Genomic DNA, 25,033 nt, shown 5'->3' on the forward strand with positions numbered 1-25,033 from the left:
AGGCAGTGCTTGTCGGTATCACTGTAATGCCGGCAAGTTCCATCCCCCCGATCCAAGTACTGCGTCTGTTGCGCCAGGTGCACATTGCGGCAACACAGCCCGCATTGCGTACAGGGAAACGCCGGTAGCGTCATACCAGTGAAGCCAGCCAGGTGCGCGTGCTGGCTGCGTTACCCACCTCGAACGGCAATTCGATCCCACGGGCCTCCACAGCCCGCTGCAGCACCGCACTGCGCTGGATCTCCTCATTGCACGCCTCAAGCTCTTGGGTAAAGGCCTGTAACTCCTCCACGTCGAGATTGAACTCCAGCCGGCTCAGCTCCAGCAGGTAACGGTCCAGCTCCGCGTTGATTGCCTGGAACTCGCGTACGGTGCCGGCATGCGGCGTCAGCGATTCGATGAAGGCCCAGAGCTGGCGCGCCATCGCGCTGTGCAGCAGGAAGTAGTTCAGGCCCAGGGTCATCAAGCCTGTCACCAGCGCACCGGCAAACGCGGCCAGCTCTGTGCCGAACGGGAAGCTGAGGAACGGTACCAGCTGGGTGTAAGCCATAGTGCCAACCACCGTGGCTACGCCCACCGACAGTAACGACGTCACTGCCTGGCACTGCTCCACGAAGCTTAGTTGGTCAGGGTTGAATATCATCAGCTTGATGGCCTTGACCAACTGGCCCCACAGCTCGCGGATGATCTTGATCGCCATCGCTTGAGTGGTGGCGAAGATGTTGAACACGGTGGTGGTCAGGCTCCCGAGCACGCCGGCAAACACGCCATCCTTGAACGCCACCAGAAAGTCATTGAAACGTGCCTGTACCCGCTTCCAGATACCCTTGAGCGAGTTGCCGATGCTGTCGACGAAGGTCTCCAGGCTGAACGTGTGCTTGAGCTTGTCCAGCAGGGCCGGCAGTTGTTCGCGCAGCTCAAACCACACCTCCGCCATCACCAGCCCGAGCATCTGCCGGGTACCCATGGCCAAAGCGGCACCTCCCGTCGCACGTGCGGTCTGGTGCAGGAACTTGCTGCTGGTGTAGTAGGATGCGTTGATCTGCTGATCGTATGGCGCGCGGGCCTCGGCATCACGCTTGCGCATGCTTTCAGGGTCCACGGCTTTAAGCTCGTTGATCTTGCTTTCGGTTTTGCGAATCTTGTCTTCCAGCACACGGGCTTCATGTTGCTGCTGTGGCGTTTCGCGCGGCACTCGCGTCAGGCGCGCACGGTCCCCCGCCAGCGACTTCTCATGGTTGGCGATCAGGCCCGGCAGCTTGTCCAGATACTCGTTGATTGGCGTCTGCTTCTTCGACTTGTTGACTGTCTCTTGGGTGGTCTGCAGGTTGCTGCTCTGGTTGGCCAGCTCCACGCCACTGAGCCCGGCCAGCACCCGCCCGGCATCATCGTGGATTTCCTTGGCGCTGATCACGTGGTCCAGGTTTCGCTGTTCATGGGCAGCCATCACCTTGTTGCGGTACGGGTCCTTCAGCGTGCCTGCCGCCTGGCTGGCCTTGTCTTTCTGGCCAGTGGCGATGTAATTCGCATGTTGATGGTAGGGCGTGGAATCGTACTCGCCACGCTGCTCGAAACGCTGATTTTCTGCGTCGGTCGCCCACACGCCGTTGCGCACGTTGTGGATAGTATCCACCTCGCCGCCCTGCTTGTCCTTGAACAGCAGAAAGTCCAGGCCAAAGCTGGTCGTGAGGCTGGTGATTACGGTTTTTTCGAGCTCTTCGGCCCAAGGGAAGTCTTTCGCTGCGGCGTACATTGGGGCGTCCATGATGAGTGAGAGAAGGGCGAAGCGAAGGCGGGGCCTTTCGGCCCCGCGCAGGCATCAGGCAGGCTCTACTTCTGCCGCCTTGCTCTGGGTCAGGCTGATCTGTTCCTGCAGCTTGGCGTCGTTGAGGATCATCGAGCCATCGGAGTCGGTGGCCATGACCGGCACGTCGTTCTTGTCTTTCACGACGTTGCCGTTCACTTCCTTGACCTTGAACAGCGGCGTGGTGATCAGGTCGACCAGAATGGCCGCCAGCATGAAGCCGTTTTCGACCGCGCGCATGATGGCGCCGCCCAGTTTGTCCAGCTCTGCCTGCGCATCCAGTTTGCGGGAGCGGATGTCTTCGAGGCGGTTGTCCATGAACTTGAGGTGTTCGAAGTACTTGTCGAATTGCGCGTACACCGACTTCAGCACATCGTTGACATCGAATGCGTAATCTTCAGTCTTGCTGAGCTGTTTTTGGGCCTTTTGCAGCTTGGACACGGCACTGTCTACTTCACGGTCAGCCTTGTGTGCGTTCTTCAGCGCTTCATCGCCATGGCTGTCGTAAGCCCAGCCGGCGATCGCCAGTACCGGGCCTGCCACGGCAGCACCCAGGATTGCAGTACCGCCCGCCATGCCCAGGCCACCAGTGGCGAGCGAACCTCCGCCGATGGCTGCTAGTGTTGCATTGGTTGCAGCCACACCGGCCAGCGACGAGATCGCCGTGCCAGTGGACGCAGCGCCAAGCGCCATGACACCGCCATACACGGCAAACCCGGCAGCAGCACCGGCAGCACCTGCCCCTGCGGTGGCGCCCAGTACGCCAACGGCGGTGTAGCTGTAGCTCTCGATGCTCTGCAGCTTGTGCTTGGGGATGTTGATCTTCAGTTTGTCCTGACGGCCAGCGTTGAGCTTCAGCAGCAGCTTGTCGGCGAGGGTCTTGAACTCGTCGAATTGCTTGCCGATTTGCAGCTCTTCCTTACCCAGTGCCTCAAGGGCCGCGTTGGTAGCTTTTTCCTGTACGTCGAACGCGTCCTTTTTATTGGCATAGCGTGCCTTGGCAGCGTTGACGATATCGTCCGCTTCGGAGTGCTTCTGGTAGCCGTCGTAGCCTTTTTTGGCACCGTAGGCAGCACTGACCAGCGCGGCAGCGCCGAGGATGAGGGGAAGTGGCATGGCAATGTCCTTTTGATTGTTGAAGGTCAGGCGGGTTGCAGTTGCAGGGTTGCGTGAGTGTTCTGGTACAGCGCCTGCATCGAATTCAGTCTCTCGCGCACTTCGTCTACCCACACCTGGGGTGCATGCAGGCGAATGTTTTCATTCAGCGCAAAGATCCACCACAGCGTTTCGCGGTCTAGCGGCACGGTGGCGTGCAGGCGATGCCAGCCCTGCTCGGAAACGCTGCTCAAAGTCTGCTGCTGGCTCAGCGGCGTTTCGTTGAGAAGGGCCGCGATCTGCGGGCGTACATCCGCGATCAGCTCGACCTGGGCCTCGGCCTCTCGATAGCTGAAAACGCCGCTGGCGATGTAGGCGTCCAGGTCGAAGCTTTCATGTTCGTCACCGGCTTCTTCGAGCACGCTTACTTCGGTGATCCTGTGCAAGGCGAATTGACGCAGGTCGCTGTAGCCATCCACAGAAGCCAGCAGGTAACTCACCGCATGGCGCGACACCAGGCCAGCTGGATGCAGGCGAAAACGCTTGAGTTCGCCCTTGCTACGGCTGTGGTAGAGCACTTCCAGCTGCTTGCGCTCCAGCAATCCGGCCGACACCTGGGCCCAGGTGTGCGCGCTGACTTGCGCTGGGAGTAGGGTCTTGCCATTGGGCAATGAGCGAACCCGCTTTGCCCAGTCGGCCAGGCCGTTGCCACCCAGGCCATTGAGGAAGTTGCGGGCCCGGCGAAACTGTGGGCCCAGCTGGTCCAAAACGCTTTGCGGCAGGATCGGGCTTAGGTGGCTTTCCGAGAGGAACAGCGCCAGCGCTGTGGGCGCGTCCATGTCCTCCAGCTTGAGTGGTGCCTCGCGGGTGAAGCTCCAGCGGAAGGGCGTTTCGCTGTCGTCACACTGCAGGGAGAATGGGATCGACAACCGGCTCAAGTCACGCTGGATCGAGCGCAGAGATACCGAGAAGCCTCTGTCACGGAGCTTTTCGAGCAGGGTCGAGGTTGCAATGCGCTGAGGTTCGGTGGGGATCAGGCGTAGCAATGCAAACAGCCTGAGCAGCGTATCCTTCGCTTGGGACATGGTAACTACCTGGTTCTATGTCTCTACTGAGCGCCAGTAGGCTGGCGTCAAGTTAGCGTGAATCCTACTCAATCGAATGGCTTTGTGCCATTAGTTGTTCAGGGGGGGGGGGGTAGCTGTCATTTCGCTTTGTTTCAGTCTGCGGCATGCGCATCGCGTTCGCGCTTCATTTCGTTGTATTCGCGGTAGAACGCGTAGCCTTTGGTCAGCACCACTAAGAGTCCGATGGTGGCGAGCAGGTTTTTCATCGTTTAGTCCTCTTGTCGATGTGGGTCATTGTCCGGGCGGGCGCGACAACCTGTGTCGCGCTGGCGAAGATTCAGCCCTGGAACGTTAGGAATTGTTCCAGCCTTGTTTTGAGCACTTCCTTGGGGGTAGCCGCGCGACGGTGAGGCGAAGGGGTATTGCAGGTGGGGCAGTGGCTGAACCAGTCGCGATTCAGCACCATTACGTCACTGCGTGGGAGGAAGGTCTTCCTCCAGGAGCAGTACTGGCAGGCGAGGGTAAAGGGTTGGGGAGTGATTGGCATGGCTGCACCTAATGATTACCAAGTGCAGCCAGGATGACAGTGGGGGCGACAGTCTATGTCGTGCTTACTGAGGTACTTTGGCTTCGCCGTTCGCAATGTGCCATGCGGCAACGGCAATTCGACAACAGATGACGACTGAGCATCAGGAGGGCATGCGTTAGGCGCGATTCAGGCAGTAGATACAGGGCCTCATGTAGGACATGCTGTGCCCCGATCAGCAACTCAATCAGCGCTTAGCTTAGGGAGATGCGGCGTCCTTGGTAGGTTCGCGAAGGGCCAGAGAGAAACACGATGGGCTTACCTCCATCAACTTTCGGTGTTATGCCGTGAAAAGAGCCACTCGGATGCCTCCAGACTATCCGGTTCAGTGAAGACTGCGGGCCAATCCCATATCTGCCATCTGTATGCTCCCGATCTTCTTGCTCGCCGAATCTGCTCTTGCACATTGGAGTAGCATCCTCCCGGCACCGCAATGTTAAGGGGCTCAACCGCCATCACTGTCGGTTGCTCTGAGGAATGGACTGCCCCCTGCATCTTAGTCATCTCGAGCCTGTTTGCTCGGTTCGGATTTGATGGGGCGCGGGACGCTGGGATCGGTTTCGCGCAGTTTTTCAAGGCCCGAGCGGTTCTTGTCCAAGCAGTGTTGCAGAGAGATATGGCTGATTAGGTACTTCTCCGGGGCATGTATCGGCATTTGTGGGGCTCTGTGTGTAAGACGACACAGATTTAATATCCCTGACAGACCGCCGTGGCACGGTTTCAAACCGGAAAAGCGTCGGAAAACGTTTTGCCTGATGTGAGGTAAAGACGACAGCCGCGGAGGAGCTTCGTGAGCAGGGACGTTGTCATAAAGCAGGCATTACCCAGCCAAAACAATCCACTCAGGCACAAAAAAGGCACTTGCGTTCAACGCTAAGTGCCTGATTTGTACTGCTTCATTTGGTGGAGCCGGGGGGATTTGAACCCCCGTCCGCCAGTACTCCGCTGTCGGTACTACATGCTTAGCCGTGTCTATTGAGTTAACCCTCAGCGACCCGACGGGCAGGGTGCTTTGGGCGAGTTGTGTAAGTTTTAGCCGCTTCGTCCACAACGTACTGCACGGCGATTCTGTTCTATATGACAATCATTTTGGGTTTACAGACATCCCCTGATGATTGCTGGACCCGAAGGTACCAGGGGGGAAGGGCTAAGGCTGCTTACGCAGCGAGAGCGTAATCCCCGTAGGTTTCGTCATTGGCAACTATAGGAAGTTGCAACAGTGGATTTACGAGTTCTGTTACCAACTCGGCATGCACCTAAAGTTTCGCAACCGGCGTCGAATCCTAAACGGCCCCGAACCTGTTGTGCATTACCAACAGGTGGACGGATTCTACGCTAACCGAGGCCAGAAGGCCAACCCGAAGGTTGGCCCAGTGCATCGGCCTACTGATCGCCCTTGGTGTTGTTCTGCAATTGCTGGATCGCCTGGGTGGTCAGGGAGATGCAATTCTTGGTGCCTTGCTCGGTGCCCTTGGCCTGTTCGGCGGTGGCTTGCTGGACCTTGGCGTCGATGTCGCTGCTCAGGTCCGAGCTCATGGCTTCGGTGCTGACCTTGGCATCCTTGATCTTTTGCAGGTTGATCTGGCACAGGTCCTCTTGCCCGGCGGCAAACACCGGGGAGGCCAGCATCGCGGCGGTAATGAACAGTCCAGCCAGTGCGGAACGCTTCATGGTTATCTCCTTGATCGCAGGGGCTCGATGCTGCCGGTCAACAGGGCCGGCGGCCGAGTGGGGCTAAGCCCTTTTTTGCGGGCCTAGAAAATGGACTGTAGCCGCGCGCTGGGGTTCTGTTTTTTTTTCGAAGGAATGAAAAAGCCAGGGGCGTTTTCCGCCAGGCACAAAAAAGGGGCGAAAACGCCCCTTTTTTTCCCGGCTCGATGGCTCAGAGCGCCTTGGCCCGGGTCACCCGATCCACCAGGTAGACCAGCCCGTGATAGTCGATCCCGCCATGCTGGCTGAGGCCGATTTCACAGGTGCGGCTGGTGGAAATGCCTTCGCTGCAATACTGCACCGCGTCCTTGAGGTTGCGCAGGGAGTGGGCGTTGAGCTCCGGGGTGGTGAAGCCCTTGTCGCCGGCGAAACCACAGCAGTGGATGCCTTCAGGGATCACCACGTTGTTGCTGCAACGCCGGGCCAGTTCGATCAAGGCCTGGCTCTCGCCCAGGTGCTGGGTGCTGCAGGTGACGTGCACCGCGATCGGTGCTTCCTGCGGGGTGAACTCCAGGCGCTCCAGCAGGTGGGTGCGGATGAAACGCACCGGGTCGTAGAGGTCCAGGCGCACGTCCCCCAGGTCCTGCACCAGGCGCAGGGTGCAGGGGCTGGTGTCGCAGTAGATCGGGTCGAGGCCGCCGCGGCTGGCGTGGAGCAGAGCGCCGATCAGTTCCTGGCGCTTGTCCTCGGCCTGGGTGGCGTAGCCCTTGGAAGCGAAGGGCTGGCCGCAGCAGAGGTTGTCCAGGTTGTCCGGCAGCACCACTTGATAGCCGGCCTTTTCCAGCAGGCCGCGGGTTTTTTCGTAGAGCGAGCTTTGCTCCTTGTCCCCCGCCGCGGGCCCCATGACCCGAGACACGCAGGCCGCGAGATACACCACTCGCGGGCGCGCGTCGCTGACGCTCGGGCTGAAGCGGATGGCCTTTTCCGGCTGTGGCATGGCGCTGCTCCACTGCGGCACCTGGCCCTTGGACAGGCGCGTCAGGCTCGCCGACAGCTTGCTCAGGCGCGGCGCGCCCAGGAGCATGCGCGCGCCGTTGGCCACATGCAGGGTGAAGCGCGCACCCTGCAAGGTGGTAGCGAAGTGCGAGCCGAGCCAGTCGGCGGTGCCGCTGTGAGTGGCGTGTTCGCTGCGCAGTTTCTTCACCAGCTCGCCGGTGTTGATGCCCACCGGGCAGCGCTGGGCGCACAGGCCGGTGGCGGCGCAGGTGTCGATGCCCTGGTACTGATAGGCCGCTTCCAGTTCCGTGGTGTCGATGCCGGCCCGTTTGCGTGCCTGGATATCACGCCAGATGACGATGCGCTGGCGCGGGCTCAGGGTCAGCCCCTTGGACGGGCACACCGGCTCGCAGAAGCCGCACTCGATGCACTTATCCACAATCTCGTCGGCTGCCGGCAGTGGCTTGAGGTGCTTGAGGTGGATCTGCGGATCTTCGCTGAGCACCACGTCCGGGTTGAGGATGCCGTTGGGGTCCAGCAGGCGCTTGAGCTGCCACATCAGCTGGTAGGCATCGCTGCCCCATTCCAGCTCGACGAAGGGTGCCATGTTGCGCCCGGTGCCGTGCTCGGCCTTCAGCGAACCGCCGAATTCCACCGCCACCAGTTGCGCCACGTCGTCCATGAACGCCTGGTAGCGGTTCACTTCCTCGCTACTATTGAAGCCCTGGGTGAAGACGAAGTGCAGGTTGCCCTCCAGGGCGTGGCCGAACAGGATCGCTTCGTCGTAGTGGTGCTTGTCGAACAGCTCGATCAGGCGGTTGACGCCGATGGCCAGCTGTTCCACGGGGAAGGTCACGTCTTCGATGATCACCGTGGTGCCGGTCTTGCGCACCGCGCCCACCGCCGGGAAGGTGTCCTTGCGGATCGCCCAGAGCTTGGCGTTTTCCTGCGGGTCTTCAGTGAAGTCCACCTGTTTTTCCACCGGGAAGGCGGCCAGGGAATTCATGATCTGCGCCAGTTGCTCGTGCAGCAGTGATGAGGACGCGGCGCGGGACTCGATCAGCAGCGCGCAGGCGTTGGCCGAGAGTTGCTGGACGAACGCCGGCATGCCGGGCTTGTCCTGCACCGAGCGCAGGCTGCGGCGGTCCAGCAGTTCCACAGCAGACACCGGCTGGCTCTTGAGCACGGTCACCGCGTTGCAGCAGGTTTCCACATCGGGAAAGACGATCAGCGCCGAGGCCTTGTTCGGGTGGTCGATCACCGTGTCGTAGGTCACTGCGCTGATAAAGCCCAGGGTGCCCTCGGAACCCACCAGCAGGTGGCTGAGGATGTCCAGTGGCTCGTCGAAATCCACCAGGGCATTGAGGGACAGGCCGGTGGTGTTTTTCAGCCGGTATTTGTGGCGGATCTTCGCCGCCAGTTCGCTGTTGGCGCGGGTGCTTCGGCCCAGCTCGGCCAGGCGCTCCAGCAGCGGGCCATGGCTGGTGCGGAAGGCGGCGACGCTGGCCTCGTTCTCGGTGTCCAGGCGCGTGCCATCGGCCAGCACCAGGCGGATGCCGGCCAGGGTGTGATAGGTGTTCTGCGCGGTGCCGCAGCACATGCCGCTGGCATTGTTGGCGACGATGCCGCCGATCTTGCAGGCGTTGATCGAGGCCGGGTCGGGGCCGATCTTGCGCCCGAAAGGGGCCAGCCAGGCGTTGGCCTGGGCGCCGATCACTCCGGGTTGCAGGCGGATCTGCGCACCCTGGTGGCGAATCTCCTTGCCGTTCCAGTTATCCCCCAGAACGATCAGCACCGAGTCACTGATGGCCTGCCCGGAAAGGCTGGTGCCCGCCGCACGGAAGGTCACCGGCACCCGGTCGCGCTGGGCCAGCTGGAGCAGGGCGACCACTTCGTCCTCGGACTCGACGCGGATCACCAGCTTGGGGATCAGCCGGTAGAAGCTGGCATCGGTGCCGAAGGCCAGGGTCGAGAGCGGGTCGTCGAAGCGTCGCTCCTGGGGAATCAGTTGCTGGGCATCACGCAGAAAAGCGGCCGGTAGGCTCATTGGTCCTCCAGGATCAGCACCACCAGGTCCTTCGGGCCGTGGGCGCCGTAGGCCAGGACTTGCTCGATATCAGCGGTCTTCGATGGGCCAGACACCAGCAGCGCGTTGGTCGGCATGCCGGCGGCCCAGTTCATCTGTTGCTGCACCTGATAGAAGTTGTCGCGGATCTCGCTGGCCTTGAGCAGGGCGAAATGCACCGGCGGCACCAGGCTCATCAGCCGCGGTTCTTCCCGGGTTGGCCAGAGGATCAGGCTGCCGGTGGCGGCGATGGCGCCCAGGGTGGTCGTGAGGCTGGCCGGGGTGTCGTTGAACAGCTCGGCTTTCCATTCTTCCACCGGGCGGTCGTAGGCCTTGAGCGCCGGCAGTCGCGGGTGCTCGGCCCAGTACTGGGTGACCCGCTGGCCGTGGGGCGTGCCGGGGGCAATCAGCAGGCTGGGCAACTGGCGTTCCTGCAGCAGGCGGGCCAGCAGTTCGGGCCAACCGGCGCCGGTGCTCAGGTGGATTTCGGTGTGTACCGCTTCCATCTGTTTGCGCAGCTGCGGGATGCGTTGTTCCGCGCTGTAGCTGTAAGGCTCGGTGACCAGCGCCTCATCGAAGTTATCCACAATCGGCGTGGTGCCGGTCAGGCTGTTGCGCAGCTTGGCGAGGATGTTGTGTTTCGCGCTCATCAGCGGTCTCCCTGCTTGTCCAGGTGCTCACGGGCCAGGTCATGCAGCGACCGGGCGGCGGGTTTTGGCGCACTGTGGTTCTGCGTCCAGGGGCCGACCTTGCTCGGGGTGAGCGCCCGCAGGCGGGTGGCGGCCAGGGTGAACAGGCGATACAGGGTCGGCGAGCTGTTGAGGCGGGCCCAGGCGTTCCAGATGAAACGTTCCTTGCGCGAGTACTTGCTGCCCTGGCCGCGCATCACTTGATGGGGGCTGTCCGGGGCCTTGACGTTTTCTTCCCGCAGTCGGCGCAGCAGCGCCGGGATCGGGATCTTCACCGGGCAGACTTCGCCACAGGCGCCGCACAGCGACGAGGCGCTGGGGTGGTCCGGTACCTTGGCCAGACCCACCATGTGCGGGGTGATGATCTTGCCGATCGGCCCCGGGTAGACCTCGCCATAAGTGTGGCCGCCGACCCGGGTGTAGACCGGGCAGTGGTTCATGCAGGCGCCGCAGCGGATGCAGTTTAGGGTCTGGCGCAGTTCGCTGTCGGCAAACGCCTGGCTGCGGCCGTTGTCGAGCAGCACCAGGTGCACTTCCTGGGGGCCGTCCAGCTCATGCTCTTTGCGCGGGCCGGAGATCATGTTGACGTAGGTGGTGATGGGCTGGCCCAGGGCCGAGCGGGTCAGCAGCGAGAGCAGGGGGACCACGTCCCGCAGGTTCTCGACGACTTTCTCGATCCCGGTGACGGCGATGTGCACCGGCGGCACGGTGGTGGACATGCGCCCGTTGCCTTCGTTTTCCACCAGCAGCAGGGTGCCGGTCTCGGCCACGGCGAAGTTGACGCCGGAGACGCCGATATCGGCTTCGAAGAATTTCTGCCGCAAGACCTTGCGACCGATCTGAATGAGTTGGTCAACGTCCTTGGTGTACTCCACGCCGAGTTTGTCGTGGAACAAGGACGCGACCTGACCGGCATTCTTGTGGATCGCCGGCATAATGATGTGTGAAGGCTTCTCGTGGTCGAGCTGGACGATGAACTCGCCCATGTCCGACTCAAGGCATTCAATGCCTTGTTCAGCGAGGACATGGTTCATTTCCATCTCTTCGCTGACCATCGATTTGCCCTTGATCACTTGCCGCGCCTCGTGAGCGCGGATGATCGAGAGGACGATGCCATTGGCTTCGTCCACCGTTTCCGCCCAGTGCACTGTCACACCGTTGCGGGTCAGGTTCTGTTCCAGGCGCTCGAGCAGGTCGGGCAGCTTGGATAACGCCCGGGCGCGAATCGCATTGCCCAGGGCGCGCAGGTGTTCTCTTTCGTGGGCATCGCTGAACGAAGCCGCACGCTTGGCCATGAGTGAATCCATGGCACTGCGAAAGTTGTTTCGCAGTTGTTGGTCACCCAGGGCCTGGTGGGCCCGGGTGCGAAAATCGTCCGCCACGTTGGTGGTCGGAATCAGCTCTGGGGTGCTCATTGCGCACCTCCAGTACGTTGCCAGAGGAAGCTCGCCAGGTGCTGGCCGCGCAATGCCTCTTGTTGTTTCTCCAGCGCGCCGTTGATGTTCATCAGGCAGCCGCAGTCGGCACTCAGTACCTGGTGGGCGCCGGATTCCTTCAGCGCGCGGGTCTTGTCCGCGACCATGGCGCCGGAGATGTCCGGCATTCGGACGCTGAAAGTCCCGCCAAAGCCACAGCATTCGCTTTCATGGCTGTGTTCTACCCGTTCCACGTTGCTCAGCTGTGACAGCAACTCACGGCCGTGCAGGTGGGTGTTCATTTCTCGCCGAGCCGAGCAGGAGGTGTGCAGCGCCACCTTGACCGGTGCGCCGCTGTCCTTGAGCTGCACCTTGCACACGTGCAGGAGGAACTCGGCCAGTTCAAAGGTGCGGGCAGCCAGGGCCTGCACCTGTTTAAGCGTTTCGGGCTCGTCCTTGAACAAGTCCGCGTAATGCTCGCGCAGCATCCCTGCGCAGGAGCCCGACGGCACCACCACCGGATAGTCGCCGGCAAACAGCGCCAGTTGCGAGCGGGCCACAGTGCGCGCCTGCTCGGTGTAGCCCGAGGTGTAGGCCGGTTGTCCGCAGCAGCTTTGCCCTTGCGGGTACTCCACGCGAATACCTTCGCGCTCCAGCAGGTGAATCGCGTCCATCCCGGCTTCGGGATAGAACAGGTCGACCACGCAGGTGCCGAACAGGTAGACCCGCGACGGTTTCGCGCTGGGGTACTGCCGGGGTTCGGCCAGCGGCGGTGCGACGCGGGTCGCATTGGGCACGGCGTTGTAGAAAAGCTCGCTCATCAGGCGTGTCTCCGGGTGATCCCGGTTATTCGTCCGTTGCGGCGGCTGAAAGATAAACCAGCAAGCTTTCAGCAGCCTTGCAGACCGGGTGGTGAATGCGGACGCCGCGGGTGAGGGCGGCGTCGGTTCTTTCGGTGTTGCTTAGTGCACCAGCATGCCGGTGAACCAGTAGGCTTGGGCCAGGGTGATCAGACCGACAATAGTGGCAAAGAACAGACTGTGCTTGAGGGTGAAGCGGAACAGGTCCGATTCCTTGCCCACCAGGCCGGTGGCGGCGCAGGCCACGGCGATCGATTGCGGCGAGATCATTTTGCCGGTCACGCCGCCGCTGGTGTTGGCCGCGACCAGCAGGGTGTCATTGACCCCGATCTGGTGTGCGGTGGTTGCCTGCAGCGAGCTGAACAGGGCGTTGGACGAGGTATCGGAGCCGGTGAGGAACACCCCGAGCCAGCCCAGGAACGGCGAGAAGAACGGGAACGCCGCGCCAGTCGCCGCCAGCACCAGGGCCATGGTCGAAGACATGCCCGAGTAGTTGGTGACGAAGGCGAACGCCAGCACCATGCCGATGGACAGGATCGGCCAGCGCAGCTCGTAGAAGGTCTCTTTCAAAGTGGTAAGACCAGTTTTGAAATTAATCTTCAGTACCAGCATGGAGATCAGCGCGGAGAAGAAGATCGCCGTGCCGGTGGCCGAGATCGGGTCGAGCTTGAACACCGCCGGGATGGCCGTTGGGGTGGTCACGATCGGCGCCATCTTGATCACCATCTGATCCAGATGCGGGATGGCGAAGTTGAACACCCAGCCGTACATCGAGCCGCCGGCCGCGAACATCGCCTTGAAGGGCTTGAGGGTCCAGATGGTCACCAGCACGGTGAGGATCAGGAACGGCGACCAGGCCTTGAAGATCTGCCCCAGGCTGTAGGGCGAAGCGACGGTGCTGCGTGGCTGGCCGAAGCCGCCGGCACTGGCGGTGATGGCCGCGCTGGAGGTGGCACCGGCAATCTGCGCGCCCGCGGTGCGCTTGGGTTGCCAGATTTTCAGGAACAGGGTCAGGGAGATCAGGCTGGCCAGGGCCGAGGTGATGTCCGGCAGTTCCGGGCCGATGAAGTTCGAGGTGAAGTACTGGGTGACGGCGAAGCTCAGGCCTGCCACCAGAGCGGCGGGCCAGGTCTCTTTGACGCCGCGCAGGCCGTCCATCATGAACACCAGCCAGAACGGCACGAACAGCGACAGCAGCGGCAGTTGGCGGCCGGTCATGGCGCCGATCTTGAAGGCGTCGATGCCGGTCACCTGGCCGGCAACGATGATCGGAATCCCCAGGGCGCCGAAGGCCACGGGCGCGGTGTTGGCGATCAGGCACAGGCCGGCGGCGTACAGCGGGTTGAAGCCCAGGCCCACCAGCAGGGCGGCGGTGATCGCCACTGGCGCACCAAAGCCGGCAGCCCCTTCAAGGAAGGCGCCGAAGCAGAAACCGATCAGCAGCACCTGCAGGCGCTGGTCGTCGGTGATCGACAGCACCGAGCTGCGGATGATTTCGAACTGGCCGCTCTTCACGGTCAGCTTGTAGAGGAAAACGGCGGCGACAATGATCCAGGCGATGGGCCACAGACCGTAGGCAAATCCATAGCCAGCGGCAGCGAGGGCCATGTCGGCGGGCATCTGGAAGGCGAAGATCGCCACCAGGATCGACAAGGCCAGGGTGATACTCCCGGCGACGTGTCCTTTGAGACGGAACACGGCCAGAGCCAGGAAGAAGAACACGATCGGGATAACGGCGGCGAGGGCGGACAGGCCGAGGCTGCCAAGCGGGCTATAGAGCTGTTGCCAGGTTTGCATAATGGGGTGGCCCCTAATTGTTGTTGGTCAGGCACTGCTAGCGTCTTGGTTAATTGGTAAGACCAATTTACAATCGCTGTTGGCTAGGGTAAAAGCCTTGTGCTCGGTGTGTCAATTTGCCGCCCTAAAACTTTTGTCGAATGCGCTATGGCGCGGGCATCTGATCGGTGCAAATGGCCGTGTTCTGCCAGGTGTTGGCGCGCCGTGAATAGGCCAGAATAGAGCCCCCCGGCGAAGGGTCGGGAGGGGGGAGAGTGAGTGATGGGGTTTGATCAGATACGCCAGCGCCGTTTGTCCGACGATATCGTCGAGCGTCTGGAAGGGATGATTCTCGAAGGCACCTTGAAGGCCGGCGAGCGGCTGCCCGCCGAGCGTGCCTTGGCCGAGCAGTTCGGGGTGTCCCGGCCTTCATTGCGCGAGGCAATCCAGAAACTGACGGCCAAGGGGCTGCTGATCAGCCGTCAGGGTGGCGGTAACTATGTGGTGGAATCCCTGGGTTCGACCTTCAGCGATCCGCTGCTGCACCTGTTGGAGAACAACACGGATGCCCAGCGCGATCTGTTGGAGTTCCGGCATACCCTGGAAGCGTCCTGCGCCTATTACGCGGCGCTGCGGGCGACCGCGGTGGATCGTGAGCGGCTGACTCAAGCCTTCGAGGAGTTGCAGGATTGTTATTCCCGCTCCGACGATGTCAGTCGTACCGAGGAGGGTGCGGCGGATGCCAAGTTCCACTTGGCGATTGCCGAGGCCAGCCACAACGCCGTGCTGCTGCACACCATCCGCGGGCTGTTCGACCTGCTCAAGCGCAACGTGGTGACCAACATCGGCGGCATGTACAAGCAGCGTACGGAAACCCGCGACATGCTGATCAGCCAGCACCGCGACCTGTACCAGGCAATTATCGAAGGGCGGGCCGAAGAGGCGCGGGAAGTCTCCAGCCGGCACATTCTCTATGTGCAGGAAGTGCTCGAAGAAGTACGCCAGGAAGTGCAGCGAGTGGCCCGGGCCGAACGGCGCAAGGGCATGTAATGCAAATCGCCGGCAAGCCGGCTCCTACCTGGTTGTTGTAGGAGCCGGCTTGCCGGCGAAGGCGACCTCAAGGCAGGAAGATCAGTCTTCCTTGCCCTTGGTCCGCACCGCACGCTGCAGTTCGCGATCGGAATCGCGCTCGCGTTCGGTATGACGCTTGTCGTATTCCTTCTTGCCCTTGCCCAGTGCGATTTCACACTTGACCAGGTGCTTGCTCCAGTAGAGCGAAAGGCATACGCAGGCATAACCCTTCTGTTGCACGGCGGCAAACAGCTTTTCCAGCTCGCGCTGGTTGAGCAGCAGCTTGCGCGAGCGCGTAGGGTCGGCAATGACGTGGGTGCTGGCGGTGGTCAGCGGGGTGAAATGGCTGCCGAACAGCCAAGCCTCGCCATCCTTGAGCAGTACGTAACTGTCTACCAGTTGCGCCTTGCCCGCTCGCAGACTCTTTACTTCCCAGCCGGCCAGGACCAGTCCAGCCTCGAACCGATGTTCGATGAAGTAATCGTGACGCGCCTTTTTATTTTGCGCGATGGTCCCTGTTGGGTGTTTCTTCTGTTTAGCCATAGGGGCGGCATTATAGGGAGTTGCGCGCGCGTCGGCTACGGTGACGCAGCGTGCTTGAGCAGGTTGATTGAATCCCGGACAATGCGCGCTCTTTTTTTTCGGTTGGGCGTGTTAACGATGTCGACAGACAGGGTCTCTGTCCACGGCGGCTGGGCAAGCCGCTGGGTCTTTATACTCGCTGCAACTGGTTCGGCCGTGGGCCTGGGGAGCATCTGGAAATTCCCCTACATGGTCGGCGTCTATGGTGGTGGTGCCTTTGTCCTGGTGTTTCTGGCGTGTATTGCGCTGATCGGGTTGCCGGTGATGCTGGCAGAAACCCTGATCGGTCGTCGCGCGCGGCAAAGCCCGGCGAATGCCCTGAAGGTGCTGGCCCTGGAGGCCGGGCATTCGGCCAGGTGGTCCTGGGGCGCCTTTGCCGGAATGATCACGGCGCTGCTGATTCTCTCCTTCTATAGCGTGGTGGGTGGTTGGTCCCTGGACTACATCATCGACATGGGGCGCGGCGATTTTCAGGGTGTCACGGCGGATCAGGTCGGTGCCTATTTTTCCGCGGTGACGGCCGACCCCTGGCGCCTGACCCTGTGGCACACGCTGTTCATGCTGTTGTCGGCGCTGGTGATTGCCAAGGGTGTGGTGGCCGGGCTTGAGCGCAGCCTGCGGGTCATGATGCCGCTGCTGTTCGTGATGCTGCTGGTGCTGCTGGGCTACAGCATGACCACCGGGCACTTCATGCAGGGCCTGCACTTCATGTTCGACTTCAGTCTGGAGCGTTTGCTGGACGGGCTGTTGCCTGCCATGGGGCACGCGTTCTTTTCCCTCAGCGTGGGAGTGGGCTCGATCATGATCTACGGCGCCTACATGCCCAAGCATTCGTCCCTGGCCGGCACCGTGGTCGGGGTGGCGCTGCTGGATACCTTCGTTTCGCTGGTGGCTGGGATGGCCCTGTTCCCCATTGTATTTGCCGCCGGGCTGAACCCCAGCGAAGGGCCGGGGCTGATGTTCATCAGCCTGCCGTTTGCCTTCGGGAATGTGGCGTTCGGCCAGCTTATGGGCGTAGTGTTCTTTATCCTGGTGGCGATTGCTGCCTGGAGTTCGGCCATTTCCTTGTTGGAACCGATGGTGGCTTATCTCGTCGAGAGGACTAAAATCCGCCGCGGCTGGGTGACATTCTGGCTGGCGTTCAGTTGCTGGTTCGTGGGATTGGGAACGGTGTTCTCTTTCAACATCTGGCAACAGGCCAAATTTTTCGTGAACGAAGGCGGCGTTTTTCATCTCTACCAATGGGGCGCGGCCGGCGGTCTGGACTTCTTTGGTGTGATCGACTTTTTCACCTCGCGGATCATGTTGCCTCTTGGCGGTTTGTGCTTCGTGGTATTTGCAGGTTGGGTGATGGGCCGTGAGGCAGTTCGTGATGAGCTGTCGTTACGTAGCCCGCTGTTGTTCGCTCTGGCCTTGTTTTTGATGCGCTATGTGGCGCCCGTCGGCATTCTTGTGGTGTTTGCCGCCCAGTTGTGGAAATGAAGCTCACATGACGACCCATATTCAACGTTCGGCCCTTCTGCCCTATCCGGCGCAGTTCCTTTACGACCTGGTCAATGACGTGGCCCGGTACCCGGAGTTTCTGCCCTGGTGCTCGTCGGCCGAGGTGCTGGAAAGCAGCCAAGAGCGGATGCGCGCGAGCCTGGCGGTGGCCAAGGGCGGCATGAGCCAGCGCTTCGTGACCTGCAACAATCTGGTGCCGGGGCAGTCGATCGAGATGAATCTGGAGGAGGGGCCATTCAATCAGTTGCATGGCGTGTGGGTGTTCAAGCCGCTGGGCGAGAAGGCCTGCAAGATCAGCCTTGATCTGTCATTCGATTATGCGGGGCCTTTGGTTCGAGCGACCTTGGGGCCGCTGTTCAACCAGGCGGCGAATACCCTGGTGGACGCTTTCTGCCAGCGGGCCAAGCAGTTGCATGGCTGAGCCGATGATTTCGATTGAGGTGGCCTACGCGGCTGTCGATCGCCAGGCGTTGATCAGTGTGCAGGTGCCCCAGGGGTCGACGCTGCGTGCAGCCTTGCAGGCTTCAGCCATTGGGCAGCAATTTCCGGAACTGGATCTGGCGGCTTGTCCGGTGGGGATCTTCGGCAAGCAGGTCAGTGACCCTGAACGACATGTGATTCAGGCGGGGGATCGGATCGAGGTCTATCGCCCACTGCTGGCCGATCCGAAAGAGGTTCGGCGTCTGCGGGCGGCGAAAGCGGCCGAGGCACGCAAGCGCGAATCGTGATTGATGGTGACAGGCAATAAAAAGCCCGGGCATGCCCGGGCTTTTTTATTTCGCCACAAATTATTCCGGCGAAGTATCCAGTGGTTCAGGCGTAGGAACTGGCACGGTTTTCACGCCATCCACGTCCTTCTGGATCTGGTCGAGCAGCGAGCCAGGCTTGGCTGGTTTCTCGGCTTTTGGTTTTTCGACGTTCTCGGCAGGCGCTGTCACGGTGTTGGCGCTGTCCTTGCCCAGCAGGGCTTCGTCGCGGCTTACACCTGGCATGAAGTCACCGGCCAAGCTGACCAACTGGTCGTTGCCGTTGAAGATCAGGCTCACGCGTTCCTGTTGGCGTTCACCACCACCAGGCTGCAGGCTGTAGAGATAATCCCAGCGATCGGCATGGAACGTGTCGGTCAACAGAGGGTTGCCCATGATAAACCGCACTTGCCGTCGGGTCATTCCGGGGCGCAACTGGTCTATCATGTCCTGCGTGACGACATTGCCCTGCTGGATGTCGATTTTGTAAACCCCGGGGAATGAACAACCGGCGAGTGCGAGCAGTCCCACGAAGGTGAAACTGGTTAGCAAGAGCTTGGTGTTTTGCATCGGTGGGCGACTTCCACTATCTTGGCTGGGACAACGTAAACCCCGATCATACCCGCATTAAGAGAAGCTGCGAAGCAGCATCGGCGAGAAAGCTGACCATGGTTGAAAATAGCGAACTACGTAAAGCCGGCCTCAAAGTGACTCTGCCACGAGTCAAAATTCTACAAATGCTCGATTCCACCGAGCAGCGGCACATGAGCGCCGAGGATGTCTACAAGGCGCTGATGGAAGCTGGTGAGGATGTGGGTCTGGCCACGGTTTACCGTGTACTGACTCAATTCGAAGCAGCCGGACTGGTGGTACGCCATAATTTTGATGGCGGTCACGCTGTATTCGAGCTGGCGGATGGCGGTCACCACGACCATATGGTCAACGTGGAGTCTGGTGAAGTGATCGAATTCTTCGACGAAGAAATCGAAAAGCTTCAGAAGGCGATTGTCGAAAAGCACGGTTTCGAGTTGGTGGATCACAATCTTGTGCTGTACGTGCGCAAGAAGAAGTAAGCCCCTCACGCGGCGTTTATCGTCGTGAAACGATCGAAGGCGACCCTAGGGTCGCCTTCGTGTTTTGTGCCTATATAAAAGAAGCGCTGAAGGTTCAGGCCTTGGCGGTCACCACCATTTTCTTGGCGTGGGCCAGAGATTCCTTGGTCAGGTCGATGCCGCCGAGCATCCGCGCCACCTCCTCGACCCTCTCATTCTTGCCCAGTTTGGAGACTGCGGTATGAGTGGCATCGCTGCCGCGCACCTTGTGCACGAACAGATGCTGATGCCCCTGGGCGGCGACTTGCGGCAGGTGTGTCACGGTCAATACCTGGCCACGTTCGCCGAGGCGGCGCAGCAGCTGGCCGACGATCTCGGCTGTCGGGCCGCCAATCCCCACGTCGACTTCGTCGAATACCAGTGTGGGAACCCGCGAGGTCTGCGCGGTGATGACCTGGATCGCCAGGCTGATACGTGACAGCTCACCGCCGGAAGCGACTTTCGCCAGGGCCTTGAGGGGCTGCCCGGGGTTGGCGCTGACCAGCAGTTCCACCTGTTCCAGGCCGTTGGGCAGCAGTTCATCGCTGCTGTTGGCGCGCAGCTCGATGGTGAAGCGCCCGCCGGGCATGCCCAGGCGCTGGATTTCCTGCTCCACCGCGCTGGCCAGGCTGGTCGCGGCCTGCTGACGCAACTGGCTCAGCTCCTGGGCTTTCTCCTGATAATGGCGAGCGAAGGATTGCAGCTCTTCGCCCAGCCGTTCGATGGATTCGTCATTGGCGTCCAGAGTCTCGATTTCATCCAGCAGGGTTTGCTGCATGGCGGCGAGTTCGAAGGGCTGGATGCGATGCTTGCGCGCCAGGGTATAGATGGCGTCGAGGCGTTCTTCGAGTTGTTGCAGGCGTGCCGGATCAGCGTCGAAGTGGTCAAGGAAGCGATTCAACTCGCCCACGGCTTCTTCGACCTGGATCTGCGCGCTGGCCAGCAGGTTGGTGGCCTCCCCCAGGGAGCCCGAGGAGTTGCCGATGCTCGACAGGCGGTTGAGGCTGACAGTCAGGGCGTTCAGGACATTGCCTGAATCACTTTCGCTGCATTGCTCCACCACCTGACGGCAGATGCCCAGCAGGGTTTCGGCATTGGTCAGGTTCTTGTGCTCCTGCTCCAGCTGTTCGAGTTCGTTTTCCCCGAGTCCCAGGTTTTCCAGTTCTTCGAGCTGGTAGCTGAGCAGTTGGTGGCGAGCGCGCTGCTCGTCGCCGGAGTTGGACAGGCGCTCCAGCTCCAGGCGGGTCTGGCGCCAGCGCTGCGCAGCCAGTTGCACCTGGCGCGCCAGGTCGGTTGCGCCTGCGTACTCATCCAGCAGGCGCCTATGGGTATCGGTCTTGAGCAGCGACTGGTGTTCATGCTGGCTGTGGATATCGATCAGCAGTTCGCCCAGGGCTTTCAAGTCTCCGAGCGGGCAGGGCGTACCGTTGATATAGCCGCGGGAACGTCCCTCGGCCGTGATGACCCGACGCAGGATGCACGGGCCGTCGGTGTCCAGGTCACGCTCGGCCAGCCAGGCGTGGGCCTCGGGGATATCCGCCAGATCAAAGGTGGCGAGGATATCGGCCTTGTCGGCCCCGGGGCGTACCACGCCGCTGTCGGCACGATCACCCAGGGTCAGGCCGAGCGCGTCGAGCATGATCGACTTGCCGGCACCGGTCTCGCCGGTAATGACGCTCATCCCGCGATCGAGTTCCAGATCCAGGTGTTCGACGATGGCGTAATTGTGTACGGACAGGTGCACCAGCATTAAGGCCGCTCCCAAACTAGATGTCTGGTTATTTATACAGTGTTTTGTTTCGAGCTGACAATGCCCTTCCTTAGCTCGATTCGCTTGGTGACAAGGTTTTTTTAGAGCGTTGGGAAATGCTCCAGAGACGGCTTTCTGCGCCGGGAATGACTTTTGCTGTGGCTGTGGGCTTGAACCTTGAAAATGCGACCCCATATAGCTGGGCAGAAGAGTGAGCCTGGCTCACAGACGATATTGAAAGGAGAATTTCATGGCTGACGAACAGACGCTGGATACGCAAAATCTAGACGCCAATCAGGCTCCCGAGGCATCGGGTGATGACCTGGCGGCTCGTGTACAAGTGCTCGAAGAGCAGCTGGCTGGCGCGCAGGATCAGGCTTTGCGTGTTGCTGCCGATCTGCAGAACGTCCGCCGCCGCGCCGAGCAGGACGTGGAGAAAGCTCACAAATTCGCGCTGGAGAAGTTTGCCGGCGACCTGCTGCCGGTGATCGACAGCCTGGAGCGTGGCCTGGAGCTGTCCAACCCGGACGACGAAAGCATCCGCCCGATGCGTGAAGGCATCGAGCTGACCTTGAAGATGTTCCACGACACCCTCAAGCGTTATCAGCTGGAAGCCATCGATCCACACGGCGAACCCTTCAACGCTGAACAGCATCAGGCCATGGCCATGCAGGAAAGCGCGGACGCCGAGCCGAACAGTGTTCTGAAAGTGTTCCAGAAGGGCTACCAGCTCAACGGTCGCCTGCTGCGCCCGGCCATGGTCGTGGTCAGCAAGGCTCCTGCACCGGTTTCGCCTTCGATTGACGAAAAGGCTTGAAAACGGCTGTAGAGCCCCCATTTATCAGTCAAGCGTTTAAGTGCTACCGCAGTTTGCCACCACAGCTGCGGCATCCAAATCCAAAGTTTCGGGAGAGTTAACATGGGCAAGATTATCGGTATTGACTTGGGGACCACCAACTCGTGCGTCTCCATTCTTGAAAACGGCAACGTAAAAGTTATCGAAAACGCTGAAGGCGCGCGTACCACGCCGTCGATCATCGCGTACGCCAACGATGGCGAAATCCTGGTAGGTCAGTCGGCCAAGCGTCAGGCTGTCACCAACCCGCACAACACCCTGTACGCAGTAAAGCGTCTGATCGGTCGTCGCTTCGACGAAGAAGTTGTGCAGAAAGACATCCAGATGGTCCCTTACAAGATCGTCAAGGCTGACAACAACGACGCATGGGTTGAAGTGAACGGCCAGAAAATGGCTCCGCCACAGATCTCGGCTGAAATCCTCAAGAAAATGAAGAAGACCGCCGAAGACTACCTCGGCGAAGCCGTGACCGAAGCGGTCATCACTGTTCCGGCCTACTTCAACGACAGCCAGCGCCAGGCGACCAAAGACGCCGGCCGCATCGCAGGCCTGGACGTCAAACGTATCATCAACGAACCAACCGCAGCCGCTCTGGCCTACGGTATGGACAAGGCCAAGGGCGATCACACCGTGATCGTTTACGACTTGGGCGGTGGTACTTTCGACGTTTCGGTGATCGAAATCGCTGAAGTCGATGGCGAGCACCAGTTCGAAGTGCTGGCCACCAACGGTGACACCTTCCTCGGTGGTGAAGACTTCGACATCCGCCTGATCGACTACCTGGTTGATGAGTTCAAGAAAGAAAGCGGCATGAACCTCAAGGGTGACCCGCTGGCCATGCAGCGCCTGAAAGAAGCTGCCGAGAAGGCCAAGATCGAGCTGTCCTCGAGCCAGCAGACCGACGTCAACCTGCCGTACATCACTGCAGATGCCACCGGTCCTAAGCACCTGAACGTGAAGATCTCCCGCGCCAAGCTGGAGTCGCTGGTTGAAGACCTGGTTCAGCGCACCATCGAGCCTTGCCGTATCGCTCTGAAGGACGCCGGTATCGACGTTGGCTCGATCAACGACGTGATCCTGGTCGGCGGCCAGACCCGTATGCCGCTGGTACAGAAAGCCGTAACCGATTTCTTCGGCAAGGAAGCTCGTAAGGACGTCAACCCTGACGAAGCCGTTGCCATGGGTGCTGCGATCCAAGGTGCGGTACTGGCCGGTGACGTGAAAGACGTTCTGCTGCTGGACGTCAGCCCGCTGACCCTGGGTATCGAAACCATGGGTGGCGTGATGACCGCGCTGATCGAGAAAAACACCACGATTCCAACCAAGAAATCGCAAGTGTTCTCGACGGCCGATGACAACCAGGGCGCAGTGACCATTCACGTGCTGCAGGGCGAGCGCAAGCAAGCCGCGCAGAACAAGTCCCTGGGCAAGTTCGATCTGACCGACATTCCACCTGCTCCACGTGGCGTGCCGCAGATCGAAGTGACTTTCGACATCGACGCCAACGGCATTCTGCACGTAGGTGCGAAGGACAAGGCCACCGGCAAGACTCAGTCGATCGTGATCAAGGCCAACTCGGGTCTGTCGGATGAAGAGATCCAGCAGATGATCCGTGACGCTGAAGCCAACTCGGAAGAGGACCGCAAGTTCGAGGAGCTGGCCACTGCCCGTAACCAGGGTGATGCGCTGGTGCACTCGACTCGCAAGATGGTGGCCGACGCCGGTGATAAAGTGACCGCGGAAGAGAAAACCGCAATCGAAGCCGCCGTGGTTGCCCTGGAAGCTGCTGTCAAAGGCGACGACAAGGCCGCCATCGACGCCAAGGTCGAAGAACTGTCGAAAGTCTCGGCCCCGGTTGCCCAGAAGATGTACGCCGAACAGGCTCAGCCTGCAGAAGGCGCGGCACCGCACGCCGAGTCCGCTGAAAAAGCCGACGACGTCGTCGACGCCGAGTTCGAAGAAGTAAAAGACCACAAGTAATGGCTTGTTGGTCGGCCGGTTGACTGCCTTCGGGCGGTGACTGGTAGGATGTCGCCGCGCGGGAGCTTGCTCCCGCGTTGGCGTGTCTGGAGTCAGCGAAATTTTGACGGCGTACAAGCTCCGTTTGTGCGCTGGCGGTCAGGTCGGAGAAGCTCCTGCTTTCCGGCTGTGATGACCGCAATGGTCGACCCGCAACCGGGTTGGCTTTCCAAGACCAGGATCGTTGAATTGACGTGAGTTGGGTCCGGGCCTGTATTGGGGCTCAGCGAGTTTGGCAGAGCTCAGGAGGGTTTGCCGGACGTCCTTAAGAGTGCAAAGACTTATGGCAAAGCGTGACTATTACGAAGTGTTGGGTGTGGAGCGTGGCTCCAGCGATGCGGAGCTGAAAAAGGCTTACCGTCGCTTGGCGATGAAGCATCACCCGGACCGTAATCCCGGCGACAAAGCGTCGGAAGACATGTTCAAGGAGGCCAACGAGGCCTACGAAGTACTGTCCGATTCCAGCAAGCGTGCCGCGTATGACCAGTACGGCCACGCTGGTGTCGACCCAAGCATGGGTGGCGGGGGTGCCGGCTTCGGCGGGCAGAACTTCTCCGATATCTTCGGTGACGTGTTCAGTGATTTCTTCGGTGGCGGTCGCGGCGGTTCCCGTGGCGGTGCGCAACGCGGCAGCGACCTGCGTTACACCCTGGAGTTGAACCTGGAAGAGGCGGTGCGTGGCACCACGGTGAATATCCGTGTGCCGACACTGGTCAACTGCAAGCCATGCGACGGTTCGGGCGCCAAGAAGGGGTCTTCCCCTGTCACTTGTCCGACCTGTGGCGGTATTGGTCAGGTGCGCATGCAGCAGGGCTTCTTCTCGGTGCAGCAGACCTGCCCGCGCTGCCATGGCCAGGGCAAGATTATTTCCGATCCGTGCGATTCCTGCCACGGCGAAGGTCGGGTCGAAGAGTACAAGACGCTGTCGGTGAAAGTGCCGGCAGGTGTCGATACCGGCGACCGTATTCGTCTGTCCGGCGAAGGCGAGGCGGGGACCCAGGGTGGCCCGACCGGCGACCTGTATGTAGTGATCAATGTGCGTGAGCACGCGATCTTCCAGCGCGACGGCAAGCACCTGTTCTGTGAAGTGCCCATCAGCTTCGTAGATGCGGCGTTGGGTGGCGAGCTGGAGATTCCGACCCTGGACGGTCGGGTCAAGCTGAAGATTCCCGAAGGGACTCAGACCGGCAAGCAGTTCCGGATTCGTGGCAAGGGCGTTGCTCCCGTGCGTGGCGGCGGTGCCGGCGACCTGATGTGCCGGGTTGCGGTGGAGACGCCAGTGAATCTGAGTCGTCGTCAGCGCGAGCTGCTGGAAGAGTTGCGTGGTTCGCTGGACGACGACAATTCTCACTCGCCGAAGACCACCGGCTGGTTTGAGGGCGTCAAGCGCTTCTTCGGCGACCTGTAAGGAG

At 60.8% G+C, this 25,033-nt stretch carries 20 protein-coding genes and 1 other RNA gene; 8 read left to right on the forward strand and 13 right to left on the reverse strand.

Annotated features, from left to right (window positions below; all coding sequences use genetic code 11):
- Positions 1-130 precede the first annotated feature (130 nt).
- The 10 genes from KCG88_RS12495 to KCG88_RS12540 all read right to left on the reverse strand — a co-directional run bounded on the left by KCG88_RS12495 (position 131) and on the right by KCG88_RS12540 (position 14,024).
- A complete protein-coding gene (locus KCG88_RS12495) occupies positions 131-1,753 on the reverse strand; it encodes a DNA repair protein (RefSeq protein ID WP_210712485.1) in 1,623 nt (540 codons plus the stop codon).
- Positions 1,754-1,819: 66 nt separating this feature from the next.
- The gene (locus KCG88_RS12500) at positions 1,820-2,920 is read right to left on the reverse strand and encodes a chemotaxis protein (protein ID WP_210712486.1); all 1,101 of its coding nucleotides are present in this window, start codon (positions 2,918-2,920) and stop codon (positions 1,820-1,822) included.
- Between the two features lie 26 nt (positions 2,921-2,946).
- Positions 2,947-3,984 (reverse strand): WYL domain-containing protein, encoded by a 1,038-nt coding sequence (locus KCG88_RS12505; RefSeq protein WP_210712487.1) that lies wholly within the window; start codon positions 3,982-3,984, stop codon positions 2,947-2,949.
- 1,469 nt (positions 3,985-5,453) lie between these two features.
- Positions 5,454-5,847, reverse strand: a transfer-messenger RNA (tmRNA) gene (gene ssrA / locus KCG88_RS12510).
- An 88-nt stretch (positions 5,848-5,935) separates the two neighbouring features.
- Positions 5,936-6,223 (reverse strand): hypothetical protein, encoded by a 288-nt coding sequence (locus KCG88_RS12515; protein ID WP_047335671.1) that lies wholly within the window; start codon positions 6,221-6,223, stop codon positions 5,936-5,938.
- 211 nt (positions 6,224-6,434) lie between these two features.
- Entirely contained in the window at positions 6,435-9,245 is a 2,811-nt protein-coding gene (locus tag KCG88_RS12520) for an FAD-binding and (Fe-S)-binding domain-containing protein (protein ID WP_210712488.1), read from the reverse strand.
- A complete protein-coding gene (locus KCG88_RS12525) occupies positions 9,242-9,913 on the reverse strand; it encodes a lactate utilization protein (protein ID WP_210712489.1) in 672 nt (223 codons plus the stop codon). Before KCG88_RS12525 ends, KCG88_RS12520 begins: the two co-directional genes overlap by 4 nt.
- Complete coding sequence (locus KCG88_RS12530; RefSeq protein ID WP_011059176.1) at positions 9,913-11,367, reverse strand: LutB/LldF family L-lactate oxidation iron-sulfur protein; 1,455 nt, start codon at positions 11,365-11,367, stop codon at positions 9,913-9,915. Before KCG88_RS12530 ends, KCG88_RS12525 begins: the two co-directional genes overlap by 1 nt.
- Positions 11,364-12,188, reverse strand: a complete 825-nt coding sequence (locus KCG88_RS12535; protein WP_210712490.1) for a (Fe-S)-binding protein — start codon at positions 12,186-12,188, stop codon at positions 11,364-11,366. Before KCG88_RS12535 ends, KCG88_RS12530 begins: the two co-directional genes overlap by 4 nt.
- Before the next feature lie 141 nt (positions 12,189-12,329).
- Positions 12,330-14,024: a lactate permease LctP family transporter gene (locus KCG88_RS12540; protein ID WP_047283876.1), complete on the reverse strand. Its 1,695-nt coding sequence runs from the start codon at positions 14,022-14,024 to the stop codon at positions 12,330-12,332.
- Positions 14,025-14,285: 261 nt separating this feature from the next.
- On the opposite strand from KCG88_RS12540, the gene KCG88_RS12545 reads away from it, so the two are divergent.
- Positions 14,286-15,053 carry an FCD domain-containing protein gene (locus tag KCG88_RS12545; protein ID WP_210712491.1) on the forward strand — a complete coding sequence of 256 codons (768 nt, stop codon included), beginning with the start codon at positions 14,286-14,288 and terminating at the stop codon, positions 15,051-15,053.
- A gap of 81 nt (positions 15,054-15,134) precedes the next feature.
- Here KCG88_RS12545 and smpB read toward each other — a convergent pair whose 3' ends face one another.
- Positions 15,135-15,617: an SsrA-binding protein SmpB gene (gene smpB, locus KCG88_RS12550; protein ID WP_047283878.1), complete on the reverse strand. Its 483-nt coding sequence runs from the start codon at positions 15,615-15,617 to the stop codon at positions 15,135-15,137.
- 117 nt (positions 15,618-15,734) lie between these two features.
- Between smpB and KCG88_RS12555 the strand changes: the two genes are divergently transcribed.
- From KCG88_RS12555 to KCG88_RS12565, 3 genes are read left to right on the forward strand one after another with little or no spacing between them, the layout of a single operon-like run.
- Positions 15,735-17,138: a sodium-dependent transporter gene (locus tag KCG88_RS12555; RefSeq protein ID WP_011059181.1), complete on the forward strand. Its 1,404-nt coding sequence runs from the start codon at positions 15,735-15,737 to the stop codon at positions 17,136-17,138.
- Between the two features lie 7 nt (positions 17,139-17,145).
- On the forward strand, positions 17,146-17,580 hold the full coding sequence (locus KCG88_RS12560; protein WP_047283879.1) for a type II toxin-antitoxin system RatA family toxin: 435 nt from the start codon (positions 17,146-17,148) through the stop codon (positions 17,578-17,580).
- Positions 17,573-17,887, forward strand: coding sequence for an RnfH family protein (locus KCG88_RS12565; protein ID WP_047283880.1), 315 nt, complete (start codon positions 17,573-17,575; stop codon positions 17,885-17,887). The genes KCG88_RS12560 and KCG88_RS12565 overlap by 8 nt, the downstream gene beginning before the upstream one ends.
- Before the next feature lie 60 nt (positions 17,888-17,947).
- Here KCG88_RS12565 and KCG88_RS12570 read toward each other — a convergent pair whose 3' ends face one another.
- Positions 17,948-18,475 carry an outer membrane protein assembly factor BamE gene (locus tag KCG88_RS12570; protein WP_011059184.1) on the reverse strand — a complete coding sequence of 176 codons (528 nt, stop codon included), beginning with the start codon at positions 18,473-18,475 and terminating at the stop codon, positions 17,948-17,950.
- 98 nt (positions 18,476-18,573) lie between these two features.
- On the opposite strand from KCG88_RS12570, the gene fur reads away from it, so the two are divergent.
- On the forward strand, positions 18,574-18,978 hold the full coding sequence (gene fur / locus KCG88_RS12575) for a ferric iron uptake transcriptional regulator (protein WP_011059185.1): 405 nt from the start codon (positions 18,574-18,576) through the stop codon (positions 18,976-18,978).
- 94 nt (positions 18,979-19,072) lie between these two features.
- On the opposite strand, the gene recN is transcribed toward fur, so the two are convergent.
- A complete protein-coding gene (gene recN, locus KCG88_RS12580; RefSeq protein ID WP_011059186.1) occupies positions 19,073-20,746 on the reverse strand; it encodes a DNA repair protein RecN in 1,674 nt (557 codons plus the stop codon).
- A gap of 250 nt (positions 20,747-20,996) precedes the next feature.
- Between recN and grpE the strand changes: the two genes are divergently transcribed.
- The 3 genes from grpE (at position 20,997) to dnaJ (ending at position 25,029) form a co-directional block, all read left to right on the forward strand.
- Positions 20,997-21,563, forward strand: coding sequence for a nucleotide exchange factor GrpE (gene grpE, locus KCG88_RS12585; protein ID WP_047283881.1), 567 nt, complete (start codon positions 20,997-20,999; stop codon positions 21,561-21,563).
- A 102-nt stretch (positions 21,564-21,665) separates the two neighbouring features.
- Positions 21,666-23,582 (forward strand): molecular chaperone DnaK, encoded by a 1,917-nt coding sequence (gene dnaK / locus KCG88_RS12590; RefSeq protein ID WP_047283882.1) that lies wholly within the window; start codon positions 21,666-21,668, stop codon positions 23,580-23,582.
- A 322-nt stretch (positions 23,583-23,904) separates the two neighbouring features.
- Positions 23,905-25,029 carry a molecular chaperone DnaJ gene (gene dnaJ / locus KCG88_RS12595; protein ID WP_015634112.1) on the forward strand — a complete coding sequence of 375 codons (1,125 nt, stop codon included), beginning with the start codon at positions 23,905-23,907 and terminating at the stop codon, positions 25,027-25,029.
- The last annotated feature ends 4 nt before the right edge of the window (positions 25,030-25,033 follow it).

The sequence above is a fragment of the Pseudomonas sp. MWU349 genome (assembly GCF_017947325.1).
Taxonomy (GTDB): Bacteria; Pseudomonadota; Gammaproteobacteria; order Pseudomonadales; family Pseudomonadaceae; genus Aquipseudomonas; species Aquipseudomonas protegens.

Excerpts from the sequence above, each read along its gene's own strand:
- KCG88_RS12495 (WP_210712485.1), bottom strand. The coding sequence starts at position 1,753 with ATGTACGCCGCAGCGAAAGACTTCCCTTGGGCCGAAGAGCTCGAAAAA.
- KCG88_RS12500 (WP_210712486.1), bottom strand. The coding sequence starts at position 2,920 with ATGCCACTTCCCCTCATCCTCGGCGCTGCCGCGCTGGTCAGTGCTGCC.
- KCG88_RS12505 (WP_210712487.1), bottom strand. The coding sequence starts at position 3,984 with ATGTCCCAAGCGAAGGATACGCTGCTCAGGCTGTTTGCATTGCTACGC.
- KCG88_RS12515 (WP_047335671.1), bottom strand. The coding sequence starts at position 6,223 with ATGAAGCGTTCCGCACTGGCTGGACTGTTCATTACCGCCGCGATGCTG.
- KCG88_RS12520 (WP_210712488.1), bottom strand. The coding sequence starts at position 9,245 with ATGAGCCTACCGGCCGCTTTTCTGCGTGATGCCCAGCAACTGATTCCC.
- KCG88_RS12525 (WP_210712489.1), bottom strand. The coding sequence starts at position 9,913 with ATGAGCGCGAAACACAACATCCTCGCCAAGCTGCGCAACAGCCTGACC.
- KCG88_RS12530 (WP_011059176.1), bottom strand. The coding sequence starts at position 11,367 with ATGAGCACCCCAGAGCTGATTCCGACCACCAACGTGGCGGACGATTTT.
- KCG88_RS12535 (WP_210712490.1), bottom strand. The coding sequence starts at position 12,188 with ATGAGCGAGCTTTTCTACAACGCCGTGCCCAATGCGACCCGCGTCGCA.
- KCG88_RS12540 (WP_047283876.1), bottom strand. The coding sequence starts at position 14,024 with ATGCAAACCTGGCAACAGCTCTATAGCCCGCTTGGCAGCCTCGGCCTG.
- KCG88_RS12545 (WP_210712491.1), top strand. The coding sequence starts at position 14,286 with ATGGGGTTTGATCAGATACGCCAGCGCCGTTTGTCCGACGATATCGTC.
- smpB (WP_047283878.1), bottom strand. The coding sequence starts at position 15,617 with ATGGCTAAACAGAAGAAACACCCAACAGGGACCATCGCGCAAAATAAA.
- KCG88_RS12555 (WP_011059181.1), top strand. The coding sequence starts at position 15,735 with ATGTCGACAGACAGGGTCTCTGTCCACGGCGGCTGGGCAAGCCGCTGG.
- KCG88_RS12560 (WP_047283879.1), top strand. The coding sequence starts at position 17,146 with ATGACGACCCATATTCAACGTTCGGCCCTTCTGCCCTATCCGGCGCAG.
- KCG88_RS12565 (WP_047283880.1), top strand. The coding sequence starts at position 17,573 with ATGGCTGAGCCGATGATTTCGATTGAGGTGGCCTACGCGGCTGTCGAT.
- KCG88_RS12570 (WP_011059184.1), bottom strand. The coding sequence starts at position 18,475 with ATGCAAAACACCAAGCTCTTGCTAACCAGTTTCACCTTCGTGGGACTG.
- fur (WP_011059185.1), top strand. The coding sequence starts at position 18,574 with ATGGTTGAAAATAGCGAACTACGTAAAGCCGGCCTCAAAGTGACTCTG.
- recN (WP_011059186.1), bottom strand. The coding sequence starts at position 20,746 with ATGCTGGTGCACCTGTCCGTACACAATTACGCCATCGTCGAACACCTG.
- grpE (WP_047283881.1), top strand. The coding sequence starts at position 20,997 with ATGGCTGACGAACAGACGCTGGATACGCAAAATCTAGACGCCAATCAG.
- dnaK (WP_047283882.1), top strand. The coding sequence starts at position 21,666 with ATGGGCAAGATTATCGGTATTGACTTGGGGACCACCAACTCGTGCGTC.
- dnaJ (WP_015634112.1), top strand. The coding sequence starts at position 23,905 with ATGGCAAAGCGTGACTATTACGAAGTGTTGGGTGTGGAGCGTGGCTCC.